The sequence below is a fragment of the Pseudophaeobacter sp. C1-32P7 genome (assembly GCF_041008775.1).
Taxonomy (GTDB): domain Bacteria; phylum Pseudomonadota; class Alphaproteobacteria; order Rhodobacterales; family Rhodobacteraceae; genus Phycobacter; species Phycobacter gallaeciensis_A.
Genome location: NZ_JAXGFR010000012.1, coordinates 115,077 through 132,358 on the forward strand (window position 1 = coordinate 115,077; position 17,282 = coordinate 132,358).

At 64.6% G+C, this 17,282-nt stretch carries 20 protein-coding genes; all 20 read right to left on the bottom strand.

Features of this window, described 5'->3' with window-relative positions; translation table 11 throughout:
• Positions 1-26: 26 nt before the first annotated feature.
• Positions 27-311 carry a DUF7742 family protein gene (locus SM763_RS16915; RefSeq protein WP_368999254.1) on the bottom strand — a complete coding sequence of 95 codons (285 nt, stop codon included), beginning with the start codon at positions 309-311 and terminating at the stop codon, positions 27-29.
• Positions 308-4,276: a baseplate multidomain protein megatron gene (locus SM763_RS16920; RefSeq protein ID WP_368999255.1), complete on the bottom strand. Its 3,969-nt coding sequence runs from the start codon at positions 4,274-4,276 to the stop codon at positions 308-310. Before SM763_RS16920 ends, SM763_RS16915 begins: the two co-directional genes overlap by 4 nt.
• The gene (locus SM763_RS16925; RefSeq protein WP_368999256.1) at positions 4,276-4,749 is read right to left on the bottom strand and encodes an NlpC/P60 family protein; all 474 of its coding nucleotides are present in this window, start codon (positions 4,747-4,749) and stop codon (positions 4,276-4,278) included. Before SM763_RS16925 ends, SM763_RS16920 begins: the two co-directional genes overlap by 1 nt.
• Positions 4,746-5,633 carry a DUF2163 domain-containing protein gene (locus SM763_RS16930; RefSeq protein WP_368999257.1) on the bottom strand — a complete coding sequence of 296 codons (888 nt, stop codon included), beginning with the start codon at positions 5,631-5,633 and terminating at the stop codon, positions 4,746-4,748. The genes SM763_RS16925 and SM763_RS16930 overlap by 4 nt, the downstream gene beginning before the upstream one ends.
• Positions 5,633-6,265: a phage distal tail protein, Rcc01695 family gene (locus tag SM763_RS16935; protein WP_368999258.1), complete on the bottom strand. Its 633-nt coding sequence runs from the start codon at positions 6,263-6,265 to the stop codon at positions 5,633-5,635. Before SM763_RS16935 ends, SM763_RS16930 begins: the two co-directional genes overlap by 1 nt.
• 52 nt (positions 6,266-6,317) lie before the next feature.
• The gene (locus tag SM763_RS16940) at positions 6,318-6,974 is read right to left on the bottom strand and encodes a phage tail tape measure protein (protein WP_368999259.1); all 657 of its coding nucleotides are present in this window, start codon (positions 6,972-6,974) and stop codon (positions 6,318-6,320) included.
• A complete protein-coding gene (locus SM763_RS16945; RefSeq protein WP_368999260.1) occupies positions 6,961-7,176 on the bottom strand; it encodes a rcc01693 family protein in 216 nt (71 codons plus the stop codon). The genes SM763_RS16940 and SM763_RS16945 overlap by 14 nt, the downstream gene beginning before the upstream one ends.
• Complete coding sequence (locus SM763_RS16950; RefSeq protein ID WP_274837143.1) at positions 7,173-7,496, bottom strand: gene transfer agent family protein; 324 nt, start codon at positions 7,494-7,496, stop codon at positions 7,173-7,175. The genes SM763_RS16945 and SM763_RS16950 overlap by 4 nt, the downstream gene beginning before the upstream one ends.
• Positions 7,497-7,499: 3 nt before the next feature.
• Complete coding sequence (locus SM763_RS16955; protein ID WP_368999261.1) at positions 7,500-7,913, bottom strand: phage major tail protein, TP901-1 family; 414 nt, start codon at positions 7,911-7,913, stop codon at positions 7,500-7,502.
• Positions 7,914-7,960: 47 nt separating this feature from the next.
• Entirely contained in the window at positions 7,961-8,368 is a 408-nt protein-coding gene (locus SM763_RS16960) for a DUF3168 domain-containing protein (protein ID WP_368999262.1), read from the bottom strand.
• Entirely contained in the window at positions 8,365-8,715 is a 351-nt protein-coding gene (locus tag SM763_RS16965) for a head-tail adaptor protein (RefSeq protein WP_368999263.1), read from the bottom strand. The genes SM763_RS16960 and SM763_RS16965 overlap by 4 nt, the downstream gene beginning before the upstream one ends.
• Positions 8,712-9,311 carry a head-tail connector protein gene (locus SM763_RS16970; RefSeq protein ID WP_368999264.1) on the bottom strand — a complete coding sequence of 200 codons (600 nt, stop codon included), beginning with the start codon at positions 9,309-9,311 and terminating at the stop codon, positions 8,712-8,714. The genes SM763_RS16965 and SM763_RS16970 overlap by 4 nt, the downstream gene beginning before the upstream one ends.
• Positions 9,312-9,480: 169 nt before the next feature.
• Positions 9,481-10,662, bottom strand: coding sequence for a phage major capsid protein (locus SM763_RS16975; protein ID WP_368999265.1), 1,182 nt, complete (start codon positions 10,660-10,662; stop codon positions 9,481-9,483).
• Positions 10,637-11,251 carry an HK97 family phage prohead protease gene (locus SM763_RS16980; RefSeq protein WP_368999266.1) on the bottom strand — a complete coding sequence of 205 codons (615 nt, stop codon included), beginning with the start codon at positions 11,249-11,251 and terminating at the stop codon, positions 10,637-10,639. Before SM763_RS16980 ends, SM763_RS16975 begins: the two co-directional genes overlap by 26 nt.
• Before the next feature lie 32 nt (positions 11,252-11,283).
• Positions 11,284-11,502, bottom strand: coding sequence for a GTA head formation protein, RCAP_rcc01685 family (locus SM763_RS16985; protein WP_065270415.1), 219 nt, complete (start codon positions 11,500-11,502; stop codon positions 11,284-11,286).
• Complete coding sequence (locus SM763_RS16990) at positions 11,495-12,688, bottom strand: phage portal protein (RefSeq protein ID WP_368999267.1); 1,194 nt, start codon at positions 12,686-12,688, stop codon at positions 11,495-11,497. The genes SM763_RS16985 and SM763_RS16990 overlap by 8 nt, the downstream gene beginning before the upstream one ends.
• Positions 12,689-12,809: 121 nt before the next feature.
• Positions 12,810-14,183 (bottom strand): DNA-packaging protein, encoded by a 1,374-nt coding sequence (locus SM763_RS16995; RefSeq protein ID WP_368999291.1) that lies wholly within the window; start codon positions 14,181-14,183, stop codon positions 12,810-12,812.
• Complete coding sequence (locus tag SM763_RS17000; RefSeq protein ID WP_368999268.1) at positions 14,080-14,427, bottom strand: recombinase; 348 nt, start codon at positions 14,425-14,427, stop codon at positions 14,080-14,082. Before SM763_RS17000 ends, SM763_RS16995 begins: the two co-directional genes overlap by 104 nt.
• 315 nt (positions 14,428-14,742) lie before the next feature.
• Positions 14,743-15,897 (bottom strand): endolytic transglycosylase MltG, encoded by a 1,155-nt coding sequence (mltG, locus tag SM763_RS17005; RefSeq protein ID WP_368999269.1) that lies wholly within the window; start codon positions 15,895-15,897, stop codon positions 14,743-14,745.
• Positions 15,898-17,163 carry a beta-ketoacyl-ACP synthase II gene (gene fabF, locus SM763_RS17010; protein WP_065270418.1) on the bottom strand — a complete coding sequence of 422 codons (1,266 nt, stop codon included), beginning with the start codon at positions 17,161-17,163 and terminating at the stop codon, positions 15,898-15,900.
• Positions 17,164-17,282: the final 119 nt, after the last annotated feature.

Genomic DNA, 17,282 nt, shown 5'->3' on the forward strand with positions numbered 1-17,282 from the left:
AGACGTCCCATGCGTGGCGCACAGGCTTACCCTATTCGCCCATACACGGCGCGCAGGACCCGGATCGTGCAAGCAAGGTATTCGGCATCATCGAGCGGTGGCTCATCCGCCAGCGGAAACCGCCGTGCTGCCGCGCTGAGCGTGCCATCGCCCCATCTGGGGTGCAGCCCCATGCCCTGCTCCATATGGGCACAAGCCCGCGCGGCACCCGCAAACAGGCAGGCACAAAGGCGGGCGCGCTTTGCCTCGGGGACATGCAGCAGTGCGCGGGCGGCGGAGGCGATATCACCCGGCAAGACGGGCCGCCTCATGTTAGCGCCGCCCCGGCAGCAAGCCCGGCGCCGAACCGGTCAGAAACCTGCGCCACCTCAACCCGGTCCCCGGGCAATGCCCCATCCGCCACCTGCATCGCTACCGAGTAACTCCAGCCCGGCGCTGATAGGGTTACTTCCCGCAGAACCACGGGCCCGCGCAGGACGCGCAGCAGATATTCCTCACGCGCCTCTCCCAGCGGCACCTCCGGCAGGTCCCAGCTGTCGCCCTCGATCCGGGTGCGGCGGATCCAGCTGACCTGTATCGCCCCGCCCAGCGCGCCCTCTAGGCGCAGATGCACCGGCGCATAGGGGCGCAGGCCGTTGCCGTCAAAGGCCTCGATCCGGTGCACATAGCTTGGGTCTTCATAGCCTCGGCGCGCGGTTCCGATCCGGTAGTGACGCGCCCTTCGCCGCTGCGCCAGCGGCAGGTCGAGCTGGCGCAGGGTATCATCCAGCAGCACCACGAATGAGCCTTCGGGCCAGATATCGGGCATCAGCCCATCGCTGCCCAGCTGGCCGCGCAAACGCCCGCGCAGCAGATAGGTCTCGGGCGCCACCAGTTCGGCACTGCGGAACTGGAAAATCTCCCAATTGCCATTGCTGCCATCGCCGATTGCAGCCGCATTGGCCCCATTCAGCACGGCCAGCATATCGCGGCTTTGCAACTGCCTGAAGATCAGCTTGACCTGCAGGTCGGCGCCCAGATCCCAGCGCCCGACCGGCCCGCGCAGCAAGGGCGCCTGGGTGATCCCGACGACCGACCGGGCTGCGATCACCTCTTCCAGCGTGTAGCCTTCGTCGGCCTGCGCGCCGTAGACCGCGACACTGCCTGGCCAGGGCTGGGCGGTGATGGCCAGGTGCGGCGCATGCGGGGTTTCCTCGCCCGTCAGCAAGGGCAGATCCATGAACAGCGGCAGCACCGGCACGGGCGCTGCGAATTCATTGATGCCGGGCAGCTCCTCGGCGCTGGGGGATGGGATATAGACGCCGGGATCGATCCGCACCGCCTCTACCAGCTGCGCTTCGGCCATGTCGATACGATCCACCCGGTAAAGGGCGGGTGCGGCCTCGGAGCTCTCATTGCCCTGCCTCGCGCTCTCCCCCTCAGCGCCAGGGTCAGCAAAGCTCAGGGCAACCACATCCCCCACCGCTATATCCAACCGCGAGGGCGGCAGCACAAAGCGCGCGCTGTCGCGGGCGATGCGGGCCTCGATCAACCAGCGCTCTGCGATCTGGCGCGCTTCGGCGCGGGTGAGCACCATCGGCAGGTCGTGCTGGCTGATGGCATGGGTCGCCTGATCGGGCAGAACCGCCTCTTGTGCGGCGAGATCGTAATTGGCGCCCCATTCGGCATAGCGCAACCGTACCCTGCCCGTCAGCTCGGCCTCGGCGGCGCGCTGATGGGCAATCTTTCCTTCCACCTCGGAGCTGTCGACCAAATGCTGCGGCTCCAGCAGACACGCATCGGTGCCCGTGCGTGGCAGGAAGCGCAGGAGCCCATCCTGTTCGATCACATCAAAGCCATGGCGCAGCATCAGTGGTTGCAGCGCGGCGCGGGCAGTCTCTGTTCCTTCAAGGCTATAGCCATGCACGATCCCGTAAAGCGAGCTGACATCAGTCTCCCTCACTCCGGAGCGGTCGCAGATCTCACTCACCACCGACGACAGCGTGCGCTGGCCGACACGCCCGTTCAGCCAGTGCCCCCGCAGGTAGTTCTCCCCGTCACTCCAGACGTCGCTCGCGGCGGGAAAGACCGGAAAGGGCCGCGCGTCCCAGGCCCAGACATAGGCGTTATCCATATCCAGCATCGGCGCGTCATATTCTGCCGAGATGGGGTTGTTGGCCGGATCACTCCAATACCCCAGCATTGCGCGCAGGTATTGCAGCTGCATCAGGTCGTCCCGTTGGCCATTGGAATACTTCGGCAGTCTCGATTCCGAGCTTTTGGGATCAAGGAACTTGTTGGGCTGATTGGTACCCCGGTCGATGGCCGCGCAGCCAAGTTCCGTGAACCAGATCGGTTTGCTTTGCGGCTCCCACGCCGTGGGCAGCGGCTGACGCACGCCGCCGATCCGTTCGTGATGGGGATGGCCCCACCAGTTGCGCAGATCCTTGTAGCGCCAGATCCAGGGTTCCTGATGGGCGCCATCCGTGATTGGGGTGCGGATCTGGGCGGCTTCGGCCTCGGGCGAGTGGTAATACCAATCGTAACCTTCGCCGCCCTCGATATTGCCACGTAAGTAATCAAGATCGTAGATCGCGGGCACACCCGCGCGCGCGTCCAGATGGTCCATGCCCTGCCGCCAATCGGACAGCGGCATGTAATTGTCGATCCCAATGAAATCCACCTCCGGATCGGCCCAGAGAGGATCCAGGTGGAAATAGCGGTCGCCTTCCGGGCTTTGGTAGCCCCAGTATTCCGACCAATCCGCCGCATAGCCAATCTTGACTTCTGGCCCCAGGATCAGGCGTACCTCGGCGGCCAGCGCCCGCAGGGCCGTCACAGCCGGAAATCCGCTGACGCCCCGGATCTGGGTCAGTCCCCGCATTTCCGAACTTATGCAAAAAGCCGCCACCCCGCCCGCTGCGGCGCAAAGCGCGGCATTGTGCAGAATGAAGCGTCTCAGCCCCCAGTCCTCGGGTCCACTATAGGTGACCGTGCCATCGCCAATGGTGAAATCACCGGCCGAGGCCTGCCCCATGAAGGCGGCGACTTCGGCATCGGCAGCGGCGCTTTGATCCGGGCTGCCCTCGCGACCCGGCGCCACCGACAGTGTGATGCGGCCCCGCCAGGGCAGATGCGGCTGGTCCGGATTATCGCTCCATGGATCCGGCAGACCATTGCCCTCGGCCTGATCCATCAGGATGAAGGGATAGAACATCACCCGCTGCCCGGCAGCGTTCAGCGCATTGATCGCCTCCACCACCGCCGCATCGGCTGGGGTGCCGCCATAAAGGGGATTGTCGTCTTCGTCCTTCGGCACCTCCTCGGCGCTGCTGCGATCCTGTCCTGAGACTTGCCAGGGCATTCCGACGCCCTCGGCCAATTTCTGCTCCACCTTGGGTTTGATCCGGCACTCTCCGCAGCGCAGGTCATCGCCGAACCACGACACGATCAGCGAGGCGGCCCCGCAAGCCGGGAGTTCTTCTTCAAGCGCCGCAAGCGAGGTCAGAAGGTCGGTCTGCCCCGATGGCGAGTGGGTATTGGCAGCGCGCATATCACCAGGCCCACCGGAGTAGTTCACTGCGCTGCTGGCCAGCGCATATTCGCCCGTCCCGGGCATCAGCGCCACGCCCCGCACCAACTGCGCCGGATCAAGGGCGAATTCCGCACCGCCAGGCTGTGCGCCACGTATCACCTCAAACGAGAACTGCGGCACCCGGTTGCCAAAGCCATCCAGCGCGATGTTCTCCATCACCACATAGGCGGTGCCGCGATAGGCAGGTACCTTGCCCGCGCCCTCGATGGCCTCCATCACTGGATCGGGCGCTTGATCCGGGGTGCCGCGATAGACCGTCATGTTGAGATCCAGCGGCGAGACTTCCTCCCCATCGGCCCAGATCCGCGGCACCGAGGCGATCTCCCCTTCACACAGGGCAATCGCCAGCGAGACCGAATAGCTGTAGCGCGTGACGCTGGGCTGCCTTGGCCCGCCCTTGCCGCCGCCCGTGGTGGTGGTACTTTCCTGAAAGTCAGAAGCCCAGATCACCTGCCCGCCAATACGGGTGCGGCCCAGAACCTGCGCGATGGGTCGGCCTTCGCTGGCCTGGGTCAGGCGGAACTCGCTGACCTTGCCGGTTTCCACCGGGTCCGACCCGGCGCCAAGCAACCGTTCGTCAATAGCCCTCCCCAGCGTTGCGCCCACAGCCCGGCCAATCGCGACCGAGGACAGCCCCGCCACCGTGCCACCCACGGCCCCGCCGATTGCGGCGCCCGCCGCAGAAAGAAGAATGGTCGCCATCAACTCACCTCATCGGGAAATGCAAAACGCGCCACAATACGGCGCTGCCAGGGGCCGGTCAGCGCGCTCTCAACGACGCCGCGCGCGCTATAGGCATGAATGAAACGGGGCTGCCCCTGTGGCACCTCTGGCGCGCCCGTTGCGGATTGAATGCCAAGGTGTTTGGCCACGGCCCCGGCGCGCATGCGAAACAACAAGACATCGCCGACCTCGCAGGCGGAGAGCGGTTTTGCCCGCAGATAACGCTGGGCCGCCTGCCATAGGCGTTCCTCGGCCTGCGGTTCGAACCAGTCCATCGTATAGGGCGGCAGCGGCGCCGGTTCCTGCGCGCAGTGTGCCCGCCAGATCCCCCGGATCAGCCCCAGGCAATCGCAGCCCGCACCCCGGCAACTGGCCTGATGCACATAGGGCGTACCGATCCAGTCCCGGGCGGTCTTGGCAATATCCGCGCCTGTCACCCTTCCGCCCGTCATCGGCGGCTGCCGCCGGTATTGGCGCCAGTCGAGCGCGGCACCGACATCACCCAGTCCTCTCCGGGGATATCGGGAAAGCCCTGAAAGTTGATGAGGTTGTCGAATTTGAGGCGGCAGGTCTCCATCCGCTTGTCACAGCCCGCATCAAGCCGCAGTAGATCACCAGGCGCCACCGGCGCGCGCAGCGGCTCCCACAGTTCGATCAGGCGGCCCGTGGCATCGCTGCGGTCCTGTTTGATCGCGCTCCACAGCCCCTCAGCCGCGCCCGTCAGCACCGTCAGGCGCCCACGGGTAAACCAATCGGGTTCAAAGCCTGCCAGATCCTCCCAATAGAACAGGCGACCTTCCTCGTTGCGCTCTATCGCGCGGGTCTCGCTATAGCCGGGCAAGTCCAGATCGAAGCGGCAGGTGTCATCGCCCAGAACCGCGCTGCAAGGTTTCTGATAGACCCGGCCCAGCGGGCGGTTCAGTGCCTCGCTCAGCCCGCGCAACTCGGCCTCAAAGGCACTGCCCGCGCGGCGCAGCTCTCCGATCGATCCGCGAAACTGCAGCCAGCGCAGCGACAGGTCCTGCCAGTTCACCAGCCAGCAGCGCACATCCGCCGGATCAAACCGTCCCGCCTCGATATCCTCGGCCCGCAGCGTGGTATCGGACAGCGCCCCCAGCGCCTCGGTATTGTCCACCGACAGGCCCGTCGCCTGTTGCAGCGTTCGTGCGGTCAGCCCGCTGCCCGCCTTGAACGTCATCCCGTCAAAAGCCAGATCGCAGTCGTGATCGGTAAAGCCAAAGAATTCGCCATCCCGGCAGGTCAGCCCCCAGGCGCGGCAGAGGGTTGTAACACCAGTGGCGAGGTGATCCAGAAAGGGTTGCGAAGGCCCGGCCATCAGATCCGCACCTCCACAATCGGCACATCCGGCACATCGCCCGCCTGAAAGGAGGCGACGCTGGTCAGGATCTGATCGGTGTCAAACCGCACCGGCACGTCGAATTCAAAGCCCGCGACGACCTCCAGCCCGGATTCGGGCGGATAGGCCAGCGTGATTTCACCCGTCGCGGTGTCGAGTTCGTAATCGACGCTCTCGCGCAATTCCTCCTGCTTCACGCCCACGCGCACCGTTCCAGCCACCGGTTTGGCAATCGGGCGATGATAGAGTGATGTGCCGGAGCGATAGGACTTCACCAGCTGGAACCGCGTGGTCTGCCCGTCGCCTGTGCCGATCACCTCGTCCCGGAAATCGACTTCTGCGCTCGCGCGGGCGGATTTGTAATCCGACCAGTCCTTCCAGCGAAAGCCGTACATCTGCCCCTGACGCGCCTCGAAAAAAGCGATCAGAACCTCGATATCCTCAAGCGAGCGCAGACCAAGCCCGGCATCATAGCGGCGCCGCGAATGCGCCCAGGGGGTGTTGCGCTCCTCATGGCCATTGGCGAGCGTGACGATATCAGTGCGCCGCTGCGGACCGCCGACCGAGCCGAAGCTGAGCGAGGCCGGAAAGCGGACATCGTGGAAATTCATCGGAATACCCCCTTTTGGGATCTGTCGTTGGGTAGATCAGGCGGCGCGCAGATCAGCGATTGCGGTTGCCTCGCGACAGGGCGCGGGACAGGCGCGCGGCGATCTGCCCTTCGCTGCGGCGGAACCCGGCCACATCTGGCGTGGTAATGTTCATCACCACCTGCGTTGCACCGCTGCCGGAACTGGTGACGCCAAGCGATCCGTCGGCGGTGCGGCGCAGTGGCAGAATCGCCTCTGGCCCCGCTTCGCCCATCAGCCCGGTGCCGCCACGCATGGGAAACATCGTGGCGCCACTGACCACGCCGCCCCGGGCAAAGGGCATCACCCGCCCCTGCGAAAAGGCAGCGCCATCGGCAAAAGGCAGTATGTCACTGACCAGATTGCCGACACCGCTGGCCAGAAGCCCACCCACATGATCGGTGACCGGGCGAATAGCGGCGTTATAGCTGGTTCGGATCATCGAGCGCGCAACGGTATCCAGCGCGTCCGACAGGCTCTTGCCATCAAACACCAGCCCCTCAAAGGCGCGACGCAACCCACGTGACATGCCGCGTTCAAGGCTTTGCACATCCTTGCCCGTCGCGGCAAAGGCCTGGCGCACCCGGCGCAATTCCGTGTCGAAACTGGCCGCCATGCCGGCGGCATCCCCCAGCGCATCGCCCAATGCCTCGCTACGCAGTTCCAGTTCGGCGATTTCACTCTCCGCCATGGTCAGGGTCCTTTGCTCTCGGAGTGTCTGGAAAGGCGGCCATCAGATCCTCAAGCCCTGCACGGTCCAGCGCCCCGCCAGCGCCCGCAGGAGTCAGCATCAACCGCAACTCGGCCGGGGTCAGGCGCCAGAAGGTATCGGGGCTAAGGCGCAGACCAACCAGGCCGACACGCATCAACGCGGGCCAGTCAAAGCCGCTCATGCCTCTGTTCCGGGAAGCGAGAAACTGCCCACCAGCAGCTGCGCCGCCACCCGCGCTGCACCCATCGGTCCCGCCGCGATATCGGCCTGGGCCAGTTCCTCGGTGCTTAAGGAATTGCCGCCGCCCTCAAGACCCGCCACCAGCAGGGCAAGGATATCGCGGGCGGAAAACCGCCCCGCTTCGAACCGTTGCACCAGATCGACGAGGCTTCCCTCTGCAAGGCTTTGCTCCAGCCCGGCCAGGGCGCCAAGGGTCAGCTTCAGCACGTAAGGCGCGCCGTTGATGGTGATTTCCACCTCGCCTCTGTAGGGGTTCGCCATGGGTCACACCGCGGTAAAGCTGAGCATCCCGGCGCTGGCCAGCGCCAGCTCGTAGGTTGCCTCGCCATTGTGGGTGCCCGCATAATCCAGCGAGGTCACCTGAAACGGGCCTTCGATGATGCCGAAATCGGGGATCACCACCTTAAAATCCGGGGTGATCCCGTCAAAGAACAGCTGCCGTGCCCGCTCATCCGTTCCCGCATCGCGAAACACCCCAGAACCCGAAATATTAGCCGAGCGCACCCCGGCGCCAGAAAGAAGCTCCCGCCAGCCGCCCTGGCTTTCAAGGCTGGTCACATCGACGCTTTCGGCGTTGAAACTGATGCGGGTGGCGCGCAGTCCCGCGATGGAATCGAATTGCCCATCGCCGGTCATATCCACCTTGATCAATAGATCCTTGCCATTCTGTGCACCCATTAGGTCACTCCACTATTGTTTAAATTAAAGAACCGGCAGAGCAGCGTTCAGCTGTCTTCGACCCGGGCGGAAAACCGCAATACGATGCTACGCCCGCCGCCACTGAGCCGCTGTGCCGCGGCACGGTCGAACCAGAGGCCCACCAGCCGCCCCCGGCTCAGCAGCAGCGGCGCATCGCTCAATGCATCACAAACCGCCGCCGCCACGGATTTTGCATGGGCAAATCCGGCGGTGTCAGAAAACACACGAACCGTGAACCGGTGCCGCGCCCCGGCTCCTGTAGCATCCGAGCGATCCTCGACCTCCTCTGGCCCCAGAGCCACGTAGGTCTGTGGCAGGGTACCCGACGGCAGTGCATCATAAAGATCGCTGCCGATGAGAGCGCTTAGCGCCGGGTCCGCCAGCAGATGCTGATAGACCGCGGCCTGCAGCGCGGCGGAAATGGCATAGCTCATGCGCCCAGCTCCTCGACCGCGAAACAGGTCAGATAGCGCGCGCCGGGATCGGATTCGCTTACCGCATCGATGCGAAACCGGCGGGTGCCTTCGCGAAGCCGCTGATCGGGACGCGGCCGCGCCGTCGCCCCCACCGGGGCGGCCCGGACAGTGATGCGATAGCGTTGCAGCGACAGGCTGCCGCCCTGCTGGTCTGCGTTGCGCCCACTAAGCGCCGTGACCTCGGCCCAGAGGGTGCCAAGCGCACTCCAGCTTTCGACATATCCACCGGCGCCATCGGGCAGACGCCGCGGGTCCTCCAGCACCAACTGCCGGGACAGATGCGGGCGGCGCGACGCCCCGGTCATTGCACCGCCCCCAGGGACAGGCGTATGGCGCGATAGCGTTCGATCAGGCTGGTGACACCAAATGGCATGCAACCGCCGTGCAGGCCGGTATCCCCGCGGTATTCGTAGTAATGCGCCGCCAGCATCAGAACCGCCTGCGCCAGATCGGCAGGCAAGCCGCCCCAGTCCGGCGCCAGCCCGGCCTCGAAAACGACCCGCACCGAACCGCCCTTGACCACGATGGGCAGGAACCCGCGTTGCGGGCAGAGTTTGGGATGATGGGTGTCGCGCTCCAGCCGGTAGAGTGCGGGGTCCACAATCATTTCGCCGCCCTCGGCATCCCGCATCACAATCTCGGTCACCGAGGTCACCGGCGCGACCGGCAGGACCTCTGCCTCTGCGTTGCGCCAGCGCGGCAGCTCCCAGGTGAAGCTGCGTGTTATCAGGACCTTGCCGCACCGCGCCTCGATCGCAGAGAGAGCCGCGCGCAAGAACCCGTTCAGAACACCATCCTGAAGGCTGTCTTCGGAAAACCCGGAGCCCAGCCGCAGGTGCGCCTTGAAGGCCTCCAGCGGCAAGGCGCTGTCCGGCAGCGGCGCCACATCGGTCAATATCATCACATTTCTCCGCACTTCCCGGCGTCCTTATGGCTTTGTCTGATCGCTGCAGCGGGCGCACATCCTCCCTGCCGCTCGGACGGAGGGGGAGCAGCTGGACGACAGGGAGTATCTGACATGCGCCCGCCGACGGGTCCGGGCTGCCGGTCCCGTCATCGGTCCCGGGCGGTTAGCTCAGGCCGAATTTCATCAGTTTGATGGCCGCAAAATCGCTGACATCACCGCCGATGCGTTTGGTGGCGTAAAACAGCACATGCGGTTTGGCGCTGAAGGGATCCCGCAACACCCGGAGGTCGGGCCGCTCGGCAATGGTGTACCCGGCCGCAAAATCGCCAAAGGCCACCGCGTAGCTGTCCGAGGCCACATCGGGCATGTCCTCGGCCACCAGCACCGGATAACCCATCAGCCGCGCCGGTTCGCCCGCCGCCAGACCGTCGGACCACAGGAAGCGGCCGTCAGCGTCCTTCAGCTTGCGGATCACCCCGGCGGTCTTGGAATTCATCACGAAGGTCGCGTTGGCCCGGTAGCGCGCCCCCAGCGCATAGACCAGATCGACAATCGCATCTCCCGTGCCGATGCTGCCATCGGTGCCCGTCGCCACATAACCAAGGCTGCCCCAGCTCCAGCTGCTATTGTCGACCGCCGGGTGCGTCAGAATCCCGGTGGGTTTGTCGATCCCGTCACCGCTCAGAAAGGCCGCCGCCTCGGAGCGGGCGAATTTGTCGGCGATACGCCCGGCCAGCCAGCCTTCGATGTCAAAGGCGCTGTCGTCCAGCAGCCGTTGCGAAGCCTTGGGCAAGGCGCTGAGTTCATGCAGCGGGATGGTGATCCGGTCAATGGAGGGCGTGCCGGTTTCGACCGTGGGATCAGTCTCACTGGCCCAGCCTGCCTCCACATCCGTATGATCGATCAGCACATCGAACGAGGTCGCCTCGACATTCACGACCGAGGCCACGGCCCGGATCGAGGCTGTCGATTGCAGCACCGATTTCACCGTGTCCGCCGTTTGCGGATCCGCCAGGTAGCCGCCATCGCTGTTGACCACGGTGGACAGGGATTTACCGTCGAGATCCAGCCCGCGCAACGCGCTCTCATCCCCTGATCGCAGATAGCTGCCAAAGGCCTTTTGATGCGGGGCGCCAATGTCTTCGCCTGCCGCCAGTTGCGGTCGGTTCACCACCTGAGATTTTCGATCCAGCATTGTCATTCGCGCATCCACCTGTTTCAGTTTTTCCTGCACTTCACCCCGAAACCCCCTGAAGTCTTTGACAAAGCCGGAAACTGCCTGCCGGACTTCCTGCGCCAGAGGCGCCGTTTCTCCGGTGTCAGCCGGACTGTTGTGATTGCTCATCTGCCTGTCCTGTGTTGTGAAAGTCTTGCGAGCCCGGGATCCCCTCGGCTTCCGCGCAGGCACCGCGCAGCTCAGCCGCGAGGGTCCGCAGAGCCTCATCTGCGCCACGCCGCGATTTTGCCGACACCCGGGCCGTCGCCAGCATCGGGAAGGTCACCAGCGAAACCTCCCAGAGATCCAACTCGGTCAGATGCCGTCCGCCCCCGGCCCGCCGGATCGCCTTGACCGTGCGATAGCCAATCGACAGCCCGTCAATGGCCCCGGCCGTGATCAGGGACACCGCTTCTGCGCCGCGGCGGGTATCGGTCAGGACCCGGCCGCTGACCCAAAGGCCACGCGCATCTTCGCGTACCTCGTCCCAGACCCCAATGGGCTGCGCAGGATCGTGCTGCCACAGCATCTTGACCTTGCAGTCCCGCGCGGCCAGCGCCTGTAACGAGGCACCATAGGCCCCGGGCATCACCACATCGCCTCCCTGATCGACCTCACCAAACAGGCTGGCGTAGCCCCGGATGACATTGTCCGCCGCAAGGGCAAGCCCGCCGCCGCCTTGGGCAAACTTATGTTCCAATTCCATTTCAGGTGGCATGCAATACTCCCGATAACACTCTGAATTTGTGATCAAAGACCAACCAGAAAGGATTGAAACGCCTGCGCCAGGATCACCGCGGCGACGCCGTAAACAGTCAGCCACAGGCGTTTTTCCAACCGTTCCATCATCTGCTCCATCCGCTCCAGCCTGCGGTTCATCGCCTGGTTCTGAATCTCGGTGACGCGTTCATGGGCCGACAGCCGCAATCCCGGAGAACAATCAAACGGAGGCAAGGGTATCTCAGACATCCGTCTCTCCCTCTGCTAGCGGCGGCAGGCCCAGCAGGCGGCGTTTTTCATCCCGGCTCAGGAAATCGGCGCGGGAGATCCGGCGCCACTGCGCCTCGCGCTCGGCCGCAAGGGCCGTCACCTGATCAAGATCCGGTTTCAGCACCAGCGCCTCACCCGTGAATCCCGACAGCCAATCCGACAGCGCCGTTGCCACGCGACCCGCAAGCGGCAGCACGGTCAGCCGGTAAAAAGCGCGGTTTGCCTCTTGATAATTGGCGTAGGCAGCGTCACCGGGCAGGCCCAGCAGCATCGGCGGCACCCCGAAAGCCAGGGCGATTTCCCGCGCGGCGGCTTCCTTGGTTTTCTGAAATTCCATGTCCGAGGGCGAAAACCCCATCGGTTTCCAGTCAAGGCCGCCTTCCAGAACCATCGCGCGGCCAGCATTGCGTGCACCCTGGAAATTCGTTTCAATTTCATCGCTTAACCGTCGAAATTGATCCTCAGGCATCATGCCTTGCCCATCGCTGCCGGACCAGACCAGCGCCCCGGATGGACGCGCAGCGTTATCCAGCAGCGCCTTGGACCAGCGCGAGGCGGCGTTGTGAACGTCCACAGCCGTCGCGGCGGCCTGCAAGGGTGCAAGCCCGTAGTGGTCGTCCTGCGGGTGGAAACTGCGGATGTGGCAGATCGGGCTGCGGGTGCCAGTGGCGGCAAACCGGTGCTTGCGCCCGCCCACCGCATAGTCATAGGCCACCGGCCAGCCATCGCCCCCGGGAACGACGCTGATCCGGTCTGGGCGCAGCACGTGCAGCTCCGCCGGTAGTCCCTCCTCCCCGGCTACCGCCTCAACGTAGGCATTGCCAGACAGCAGGATATACCCAATCAGCGCCTCGATCAGGTCCGAGCGGGATTGCGCCGGGTTCGGCCGTGCGAGCAGGGTCAGCAGCGGATGGTGATCATAGCGTTGCGTCGCATCCTGCAAGACCAGCGGCAAAGACGCGGCTGCCTCGGCGATCAGTTTGACGGCGCGAAATCCCACTGGATTGCCTGCAAAACCGCTGCGGGTCAGCGAGACGGCGTCGCGCGGACTCCAGCTGACACCGCCCAGCCCGTGCCAGTTCACCACGCGGGCCGCCGCGCTTGCTTTCTGCTGCACCGGTGGTTCGGCTGCCCGTGTCTTGCGCCGCAGGAGGTCAAAGACCATGCTGCACTCCTCATGCTTGATCGGGCCAATCCGCCCTTTGCTGAGAAACAGTTGTGCCTGAGGGGAATGAAGATCCACGAAGTGCCGCGCCCGCCGGGGGCGCAACACCCCGGCCCCCGGATCAGAGCAGACGCGCCCGTGGCAGGCGCAGAGAGGCGGCAGGACGGATCATCAATTCGTGCAGGGCCCAGACCAGCGCATCCAGCCGGTCAGGCGATCCCTGGCCCAGATATCCCCGCGCCGTCATCTGGCACATCTGATCTTCCAGCGCAGCGAGCCCCTGCAGATGCGCCACCCGTCCCTGTTCATAAAGCGCCGCCACCGGTTCCGCCCGCGCCGCCTTGCCGCGCGCGGCGTGCAGGGCGCGAAAGGGCACCATTGGATCCACTTGCCGCAATACGCTTTCGACCAGTGCGCCGCCCTGATTAACCTCGGCCACCAGCCGGTCGGCGTCGAATTCCTCGCGCGCACGGATCGCCGCCTGGGCCCAGGCCAGCGGCTGCGCGCCCTCCTGTGTGCGGTCGGCCAGCACGAAGGCGCGCCAATCCTGCGGCGGCCCGTCGGTGATGGCACCGGCCACCACAATCCCACAGGCGTCCGAGGATTTTCCGGCGCTGACAGCGGGGTCCACCGCCACCACCACCCGGCTCAGCCGCGGCGCAGTCTCGACCCGGCCCCTCTCCAACTGTTCCGCCGACCAAAGCGCCCCCTCCACATCCGAGAGCAGCACCCCGTCCAGTTCCTGCCGCCCCAGCCGCGACCCGGCATAGCGCGCCCGTACCTCCGTCAGGAATGAGGGCGCCAGATGGGCCCGGTTAGCCTCGGTCGCGGCGTGGCTTTGTACCGTGCTGTCCCGCGCCAGCAAGTCCCGCAGCAGCCGTGTGTTGCGGGGCGTTGTGGTGACGCAGACCTGCGGGTGCGTGCCAAGCCGCAAGGCAAATTGCAGCATGTCCCAGCAATCCCGGCCCTTCTTCCACTTGGCCAGCTCATCCGCCCAGGCCGCATCAAACTGCGGGCCGCGCAGCGCCTCGGGATCATGGGCGGAAAAGGCCTGCGCCATCGCACCATTGGCCCAGATCAACTTGCGCTCGCTCGGCTTCCACGTCGGACGGCGATCCGAGGGAGAGCAAGCCAGCAACCCGCTGTCGCCGTGGATCATCACATCACGCACCTGATCGTATGTCTCGGCAATCAGTGCAACGCGCCGGGACTTTCCTTCGGCCAGGGGCGTCGCCCCCTCGACCTGCGCCCGCAGCCATTCTGCGTCGGCCCGCGTCTTGCCCGCCCCGCGCCCCCCAAGGATCACCCAGCACCGCCAATCCCCCTCTGGCGGCAGCTGATGGGGATGGGCCCAGACCTCAAACAGATAGGGCAGCGCCCGCGTGGCCTGATCACTCAGTCCCTCCAGAAGGCGGCTCTGCAACTGCAGCGGCACGGAGGCAATCCAGGCGGCGGCAGATTTCAGCCCGGGCCTTTTCAAGGTCGAGTTCAGCATCGCCTGCGGCAGTGTCATGGGTTCGCTCTGCAATCAACTTCTCCACTTTCTGGCTGTCCCGGATCAGGCTTTCGAGCTTCGCCACCTGCTGCCGCTCTCCCTGTGTCAGCGCAACTGCACCGTTCTGCATCAGGGAGTCGTGCAAGCCCTCCGCCTCGTTGCGCAGCCGCAGCAGCGAGGCCTGCAAAGACCGCAACAGATCGCGGACAGGCCGATACTCATCGGCGGAGTCTGGTGTTGTCATGGGAATAATCGGGCCTCATACGGAAATGCTCCGGATGAGAGAAAGAAAAGACGGCCGCCGACATGCGCTGCGGGGCCGCCAAGTTTCCTTCCAACTGCAGCTCAACTTATACGGGTTTCCGCCCATCATGTCAAGCGCTGCAGCAGGTTGGCAGAACGGCGGCGCCAATCCTTGTTAGGCTTTGCGGCCCGTCGGATGCAAAGCGACCGGGTATGCCGCGGTACGCACGCAAAGAAAAAGGGCACCGAGGCGCCCTTTTGTATCACTGTGAATTTGTCGTCCGCCGCTGGGTGCCAGCGTCAGATAAAGGACACCTCAATCACTGCTACGCTCTGCCTCGATCTGACGCCACTTGACCACGTTGCGGTTGTGCTCGGCCAGGGTTTCGGCAAAGGCATGGCCGCCCGTGCCATCGGCGACGAAGAACAGGTAATCCGTTTCATCCGGATTGACCGCGGCCTCCAGGCTGGCAAAGCCAGGATTGGCGATCGGGGTCGGCGGCAACCCTTCGATGACATAGGTATTCCAAGGCGTTACCCGGCGCAGCTCGCTTTGACGCAGACCACGTCCCAGCACGCCCTCGCCCTGGGTGACGCCGTAGATCACCGTCGGGTCGGTCTGCAAACGCATGCCGCGTTTCAGACGGTTGGTAAAGACGCTGGCCACCTGCCCGCGTTCCTCGGCAACACCGGTTTCCTTTTCGATGATCGAGGCGAGGATCAGCATCTCTTCGGGCGTTTCCACAGCAGCATCCGCAGAGCGGCCTTCCCAGGCGGCATTGATGCGCAGGACTTGACGTTCTTGCATTGCTGCAAGGATCGCTGCCCGCTCATCACCGGGCGTGACCTCATAGCTGTCCGGCGCCAGCATGCCCTCGGGCGGGCGCTCACCGGGATCACCTTCAAGGATATCCATGGACTTTAGCGCCTCGGTCACCTGCCAACTGGTCACACCTTCGGCCAGTGCGATGCGGAACCGGGTATCGGCTTCGGCCTTTTTCTCAAGGTATTCGGCGGGCGCTTCGTCCTCGGCGGGGTTGAACTCTGCCCGCTCCACGAACCGGTTGCTGGCCGGATCCAATTCGCGCACCTCAGCCAGAACCCGGGTGACGCCGACGCGATAGACGATCTCGGTGCCGCAGGTGCTGGCGCCGCCACGGGTGATCTGATCGACGATCTCCTCCATCGAGGCGCCGGGTTGTACCAGGTAGCTACCTGCCTTCAGCAGCGATGCCTTGTCGCTGTATTTAACACCAACCCGGAACAGGGCCCCGGAGGTCACCGCGCCCTGATCCTCCAGCGTGCGGGACACGCGGGTCATGTTGGAGCCGCTTTTGACGCGCAGGCAGATGGCCTGCTCCAGCGGTCCCTCAGAGGTGTATTGCGACTGGCCCCACATGATGACGCCGCCCAAGAGGAACAACGCCACGATGAGGACCGTCAGCATGTTGGAGGCCAGTGCGCGCCACATTTATTTCGGCTTTCCGAAGATCACCGAAGCATTGGTGCCGCCAAAACCGAAGGAGTTGGACAGGGCCACGTCGATCTTGCGTTCGCGTTTGGCGTTGGGCGCCAGATCGACCCGGCTTTCGATGGCGGGGTTGTCCAGGTTGATGGTCGGCGGTGCCACCTGATCGCGGATCGCCAGGATCGAGAAGATCGCCTCGATCGCGCCGGCCGCACCCAGAAGGTGACCGGTCGACGATTTGGTGGAGGACATGGTGACATTGCCCGCGTGATCGCCCAGCATCCGCTCAACCGCGCCCAGCTCGATGGTGTCGGCCATGGTCGAGGTGCCATGTGCGTTGATGTAATCCACGTCTGTCGGCTTCAGGCCCGCATTGGACAGCGCGGCCCGCATGGCGCGCTCGCCACCCTCACCCGATTCCGACGGGGCGGTGATGTGATAGGCGTCGCCCGACATGCCGTAACCCAGGACCTCGGCATAGATCTTGGCGCCGCGCGCCTTGGCGTGTTCGTATTCTTCCAGCACCACCACGCCGGCGCCCTCGCCCATGACGAAACCATCGCGGTCCTCATCATAGGGGCGGCTCGCGGATTGCGGATCGTTGCCGTATTTGGTGCTGAGCGCCTTGCAGGCGTTGAAGCCCGCGATGCCGATCTCGCAGATTGCCGCCTCGGCGCCGCCGGCGACCATTACATCGGCGTCGCCTGCCCGGATGATACGGCTGGCATCACCGATGGCGTGCGCGCCGGTGGAACAGGCGGTGACGACCGAGTGGTTCGGGCCGCGGAAGCCATAACGGATCGACACCTGACCGGAGGCAAGGTTGATCAGCGAGCCAGGAATGAAGAAGGGAGAGACACGGCGCGGACCGCGTTCCTTGATCAGAACCGCGGTGTCTGCGATCGAGCTGAGCCCGCCGATGCCGGAGCCAATCATCACGCCGGTGCGCAGCAGGCTTTCCTCATCGCTTGGGGTCCAGTTGGCATCCTTGACGGCCATATCCGCAGCCGCCATGCCATAGAGGATGAAATCATCCACCTTGCGCTGTTCCTTGGGGGCAAGGAACTCATCGGGGTTGAAGGTACCATCGGTGCCATCACCGCGCGGGACTTCGCAGGCATAGGTGGTGGCGACGCCGCTTTCATGGGCATCGAACAGGGTGATCGGCCCGGCGCCGGATTTACCTTCCAGCAGACGCGACCATGTTTCTTCTACCCCGCTGGCCAAAGGGGTAACCAGGCCAAGTCCGGTGACAACTACTCGACGCATTCCATGCTCTCCTCTGCCTCGGCATTTTTCGCCCATCCAGATACCTTGGATTTACCAAAAGGTGCAAGAGCGCCGACGCAGGTCCGCGCAGATGGGCCGGTCGGACTGTATTGTCGGAG

Bases quoted from the DNA above. Each gene is read 5' to 3' on its own strand.
- SM763_RS16935 (WP_368999258.1), bottom strand. From the start codon at position 6,265: ATGAATTTCCACGATGTCCGCTTTCCGGCCTCGCTCAGCTTCGGCTCG.
- SM763_RS16990 (WP_368999267.1), bottom strand. From the start codon at position 12,688: ATGGTCTTTGACCTCCTGCGGCGCAAGACACGGGCAGCCGAACCACCG.
- SM763_RS16995 (WP_368999291.1), bottom strand. From the start codon at position 14,183: ATGCTGAACTCGACCTTGAAAAGGCCCGGGCTGAAATCTGCCGCCGCC.
- SM763_RS16940 (WP_368999259.1), bottom strand. From the start codon at position 6,974: ATGGCGGAGAGTGAAATCGCCGAACTGGAACTGCGTAGCGAGGCATTG.
- SM763_RS16950 (WP_274837143.1), bottom strand. From the start codon at position 7,496: ATGGCGAACCCCTACAGAGGCGAGGTGGAAATCACCATCAACGGCGCG.
- SM763_RS16955 (WP_368999261.1), bottom strand. From the start codon at position 7,913: ATGGGTGCACAGAATGGCAAGGATCTATTGATCAAGGTGGATATGACC.
- SM763_RS16915 (WP_368999254.1), bottom strand. From the start codon at position 311: ATGAGGCGGCCCGTCTTGCCGGGTGATATCGCCTCCGCCGCCCGCGCA.
- SM763_RS16980 (WP_368999266.1), bottom strand. From the start codon at position 11,251: ATGCCACCTGAAATGGAATTGGAACATAAGTTTGCCCAAGGCGGCGGC.
- SM763_RS16925 (WP_368999256.1), bottom strand. From the start codon at position 4,749: ATGACGGGCGGAAGGGTGACAGGCGCGGATATTGCCAAGACCGCCCGG.
- SM763_RS16975 (WP_368999265.1), bottom strand. From the start codon at position 10,662: ATGAGCAATCACAACAGTCCGGCTGACACCGGAGAAACGGCGCCTCTG.
- SM763_RS16920 (WP_368999255.1), bottom strand. From the start codon at position 4,276: ATGGCGACCATTCTTCTTTCTGCGGCGGGCGCCGCAATCGGCGGGGCC.
- SM763_RS16930 (WP_368999257.1), bottom strand. From the start codon at position 5,633: ATGGCCGGGCCTTCGCAACCCTTTCTGGATCACCTCGCCACTGGTGTT.
- SM763_RS16970 (WP_368999264.1), bottom strand. From the start codon at position 9,311: ATGATATTGACCGATGTGGCGCCGCTGCCGGACAGCGCCTTGCCGCTG.
- SM763_RS16960 (WP_368999262.1), bottom strand. From the start codon at position 8,368: ATGAGCTATGCCATTTCCGCCGCGCTGCAGGCCGCGGTCTATCAGCAT.
- mltG (WP_368999269.1), bottom strand. From the start codon at position 15,897: ATGTGGCGCGCACTGGCCTCCAACATGCTGACGGTCCTCATCGTGGCG.
- SM763_RS16985 (WP_065270415.1), bottom strand. From the start codon at position 11,502: ATGTCTGAGATACCCTTGCCTCCGTTTGATTGTTCTCCGGGATTGCGG.
- SM763_RS16965 (WP_368999263.1), bottom strand. From the start codon at position 8,715: ATGACCGGGGCGTCGCGCCGCCCGCATCTGTCCCGGCAGTTGGTGCTG.
- SM763_RS17000 (WP_368999268.1), bottom strand. From the start codon at position 14,427: ATGACAACACCAGACTCCGCCGATGAGTATCGGCCTGTCCGCGATCTG.
- fabF (WP_065270418.1), bottom strand. From the start codon at position 17,163: ATGCGTCGAGTAGTTGTCACCGGACTTGGCCTGGTTACCCCTTTGGCC.
- SM763_RS16945 (WP_368999260.1), bottom strand. From the start codon at position 7,176: ATGAGCGGCTTTGACTGGCCCGCGTTGATGCGTGTCGGCCTGGTTGGT.